Origin of the sequence: Candidatus Protofrankia californiensis, from assembly GCF_900634765.1 — a bacterium.
GTDB classification, from domain to species: domain Bacteria; phylum Actinomycetota; class Actinomycetes; order Frankiales; family Frankiaceae; genus Protofrankia; species Protofrankia californiensis.
In genome coordinates this window covers 16,317-20,013 of sequence record NZ_CAAAFT010000476.1, presented here as the reverse complement: position 1 = coordinate 20,013, position 3,697 = coordinate 16,317, and the positions used below count along the sequence as shown (strand labels likewise).

4 protein-coding genes and 1 pseudogene are annotated in these 3,697 nt (G+C 67.7%); 3 read left to right on the top strand and 2 right to left on the bottom strand.

Annotation, left to right across the window (positions count from 1 at the left end; all coding sequences use genetic code 11):
• The coding region (locus DD1DGNOD_RS24580; protein ID WP_131771127.1) for a PAS domain-containing protein at window positions 1–1,116 on the bottom strand (1,116 nt) is incomplete at its 3' end.
• A gap of 484 nt (window positions 1,117–1,600) precedes the next feature.
• On the bottom strand, window positions 1,601–2,311 hold the full coding sequence (locus DD1DGNOD_RS24575) for an NADPH-dependent F420 reductase (protein ID WP_131768749.1): 711 nt from the start codon (window positions 2,309–2,311) through the stop codon (window positions 1,601–1,603).
• Window positions 2,312–2,389: 78 nt separating this feature from the next.
• Here DD1DGNOD_RS24575 and DD1DGNOD_RS30980 point away from each other — a divergent pair.
• The 3 genes and pseudogenes from DD1DGNOD_RS30980 to DD1DGNOD_RS24560 all read left to right on the top strand — a co-directional run.
• Window positions 2,390–2,737: pseudogene (locus DD1DGNOD_RS30980) on the top strand (TetR/AcrR family transcriptional regulator); the annotation flags it as partial.
• A gap of 74 nt (window positions 2,738–2,811) precedes the next feature.
• On the top strand, window positions 2,812–3,210 hold the full coding sequence (locus DD1DGNOD_RS30245; RefSeq protein WP_241255959.1) for a hypothetical protein: 399 nt from the start codon (window positions 2,812–2,814) through the stop codon (window positions 3,208–3,210).
• A gap of 93 nt (window positions 3,211–3,303) precedes the next feature.
• On the top strand, window positions 3,304–3,591 hold the full coding sequence (locus DD1DGNOD_RS24560; RefSeq protein WP_165035258.1) for a zinc-binding dehydrogenase: 288 nt from the start codon (window positions 3,304–3,306) through the stop codon (window positions 3,589–3,591).
• Window positions 3,592–3,697 lie beyond the last annotated feature (106 nt).

Here is a 3,697-nt window from a genome sequence, read left to right as displayed (position 1 = left end):
GTGCCAGGGGGCGCTGTCGGGGGTGGTGATGTGGTGGATGGCGTGGCCGGTGGCGAGAGCGCGGGCTATGGGTGAGTCCGGGAGGTAAGTGCCGATCTGGCCGAGTGCGATGGGGACTTCCGGTTCGCCGGAGAGAGCGGATTTGTGGCCGATGCAGCGGAGTGTCACCGGGCTGGTTATGCCGCCGGGGGCGGGTTCGTTGCCGCGGTAGACGGTGTCGAGGAGGTCGACGCTGGCCCAGTCGGCGAAGCGGGGGACGGCGATGTCGGCCAGTTCCTGGGCGGTGCGTTCCACGTCCAGGGTGCTGCCGATGGCGGTGTTGGCTTCGTTGAGCAGGGTGAGGCGTTGCTGGGCCCAGTACTGCTCGCTGATGTCGAGGGACGCGGTGAACGCACCCCGGACCCGACCGGCCGGATCCCGCACCGGTGACGTTCTGACCGCCCAGGCGCGTTTGCGGGACTCGCTCTGTGCCCGGCGGAACGTCTCGTAGTGGGCCGGCTCACCGGTCGCCACCACCTGACGCAGATGTTCCCGTACCTCGTTGTAGGCGGGGTGGGGAAAGGCGTCCATCAGCCAGCGTCCGCGCAGGTCGTCCTCGGCGCTACCGAGCATGCGAGCCACTTCGGCGTTCAGCCGTCTGATCCGCTGCTCGGTGTCGGTGATTGCCAGGCCGATCGGGGCCTGGGTGAACGCCCAGTCCAGCAGGGCCAGATCATCTACATCCTCGTGCGGGTCCTGTGTGTCCTTCGGAGGGTCCTGTGCGGCGACCGCTGCCACGAACCACTGGGTGACTTTCCCGCCGGCGTCCAGCAACGGGTGCGTACGCACCCCCACAGCCAGACCATGACCATCCCGGTGACGTGCTGTCACCAACCCGCCCCAGCCCTGTCCGTTCACCACAGCCCGCCGGGCCGGACCCGGCACCTCTCCCACAAGAAGATCAACCGCTGTCGTTCCGACGATCTCAGCCGGTGCGTAACCCAGCAGCCTGCACGCATCGTCACTCCACGCGGTCACGATGCCGTGCGCGTCAATAGCAGCCGTTACCGCGTATCCCACCGGAAGCTCACCGAGTTGGTCACCCGACGTGGCGTTACGCTGTCTATCACCGTTCATCTCACCCCCGCCTTCCCCGTGAGGCCGTGGACGAACCGGCATCGTGACACACTACTTATCTCTTCTTCACCTTTTCGTTTTGTGTCTGTACCTCTTCGGCTGCCCCGGCCGCCTGTGCTTCCGTGCGCTACCGGTACTACCCGCATCGTCGTGCGGCTCGGCGCATCGTTCGGCAGTATGGCGCTCACCTGTCACACCCCGACCGCTGCCGGGCGGTCGATCGCTTTCGGCAAACACATTGGGACACCCGGCAGCAGGGGCGTGGATCACTCAGTGGGGAGGGCGGGGTCCCCGCTCGTTGCGACCGGTGACCTGTGCCGTCGCGACCGGGACCCGTGCCGTCGCAAAGTGACGGTGCGCGGTTACAGCGCGCGCGGGCGGTCGTCGGGAACCGCGAGGCGGAGGAGACTCAGGCGGTGGATCAGGCGGTGGAACGTGGCCACCGGGCAGTCGGCCGACTCCTCCCGGCGGCGCACGGTCCGGGTCAGTTTCCGCCGGTGTCGGCGTAGCGGCGGGCAGCAGCCAGAGCCGTGCGGACCGCTGCGGCGCCAACCGGCACCCCCGCCGGGACCCCGGCCTGCCCGGCATCCGGGCTCCGGTCGAAGTACAGGGTGGCGTAGGCGGCGGTGTCGCGCTGGAAACGCCACCCTTCGGAGAGCGGACCGGCGTCGACGGTGTTGTAGCCGATCGCATCAAGGAACGCAGTCACCGTCGCTTTCGCCTCCGCGTCGTCTCCGGCGATCAGCAGGGCGCTGCGGTCGGGCGCGCCGGCCGGCCGGGCCAGTGACAGCAGGTGCTTGAAGTAGATGTTGTTGAACCCCTTGACGATCTTGGATGTCGGCAGATGGCTCTGGAGGAGTTCACTGACCGTGGTCGATTCGTCGTCCAACTTGGGGATCTGCCCGTCACGCTGCGGGTAGTAGTTGTTGGTGTCGATGACGATCTTTCCGGCGAGCGGCTCGACAGGCACGCTGCGGTAAGCCCTCAACGGAATCGTCACGACCACCAGGTCACCTGCTTCCCCGGCTTCGCCGGGGGTCGCGGCGCGGGCATGCGGGCCCAGCTCGTCGGCCAGTTCCTTCAGGGTCTCGGGCCCCCGCGAGTTGCTCAGGACCACGTCGTATCCGGCCGTGACAGCCAGCCTGGCCACCGTGCTGCCGATGCTTCCGCTACCGATCAGTCCAACAGTTGTCATGTCCGACCCAAACCCTCGGCTCTCCGGTCGACATTCCCGAGAACGGCTGTTCGTGCCCGGCTCCGGAAGCGACCCACAATGATCATTTGCTGGCTGGATCCGGTCGGTGCGACGATCTGCGGCTGGTCATCCTCGTACGTGTTGAGTATCACGATCATGGCAGTGTGTCGTGATCTGATCGTGCCAGAACGGAACGGAGCGCTCCGTTCCGTGCTAGCCACGCCGGGTGGAAACAGGCGGGGAGGGCCGACCGTCGGCCCGTCGGCCCGTCGGGCCGATGCCAGCCGTAACGACGAGCGGATCCTGGCGACGGCACGCGAGGTCTTCATCGAGCTGGGGCCAGGAGCGCCGATCTCGGTCATCGCCGAGCGGGCCGGCGTGGGCATGGGCACGTTGTACCGGCGCTACCCGAGCAAGGAAGACCTGATGCGAGCGCTGTCCCTCGCCCACATGGAACAGACCCGGGCGGCGGCTGAGGCATGCCTGGCCGATCCAGACCCGTGGGCTGGTTTCGAGGGTTTCATCGTGGCCTGCGTCGAGGCCTGCGTCGACGGCTCCCGCGGCTCGCCGGCACCTTCGAGGTCACCGAGGACGTGCTGGCCACCAGCAAGCGGGCCCGGGAGGCCATCACCGTCCTGGTCACCCGGGCGCAGGCCGAGGGCGGTCTGCGCCGCGACGTCAATGCCGACGACATCGTCGTGCTGCTGCACACGCTGCGGGAACGGCGCTCCGCCAGGGGCGAGGCCGCGGCGGATCTGACCCAGCGTTTTCTCGGCATCATCCTGGACGGCCTGCGCGCCTCGAACGCGCGTCCGTTGGCGGCTCCGCCGACCGATCGGAAAAAGATGGAGCAGGCCATGGAATCCACTTTCAGAAAGGATGCCCCCCATCCTCCATGACCGGACAGGTCGCTTCCGGTACTGGTTTTCACGTGGTGAACGGAGCCCGCTGTTGCCCATCGCCATCGCATTTTCCGAATACGGGGCCCCGAGGTGCTGCACCGGATCGACATCGACCAGCCGGCCGCGGAGAGTGGCCAGGTTCGGGTCGCAACCCTGGTGGACGTCGACGCCGCCATCGAGAGGTACGGCATCCGCAGGCTGGTCGGCGGCCGGTCCACCACGACCCTCAGTTACCTTGCCGGCCTGGCCGCCCGGGGCATCCTGAGACTGCCGACCACCACATTCCCGCTCGACGAGGTTGTCCGGGCGCACCAGAAGGTCCAGGGTGGGCACGTTCGTGGCAAGGTCGTGCTCACGATCGGCTCACGATCCGCCTGACGGCGATTCGAGCCGTTCTCCGATCAGGCACACGAGGCGACGACGAGCCCGTGACGACCTGCTGCCGCGCCCCCGCCGGAACAGCATGCGGAATCCGCTGTTCCGG

Excerpts from the sequence above, each read along its gene's own strand:
- DD1DGNOD_RS24575 (WP_131768749.1), bottom strand. The coding sequence starts at position 2,311 with ATGACAACTGTTGGACTGATCGGTAGCGGAAGCATCGGCAGCACGGTG.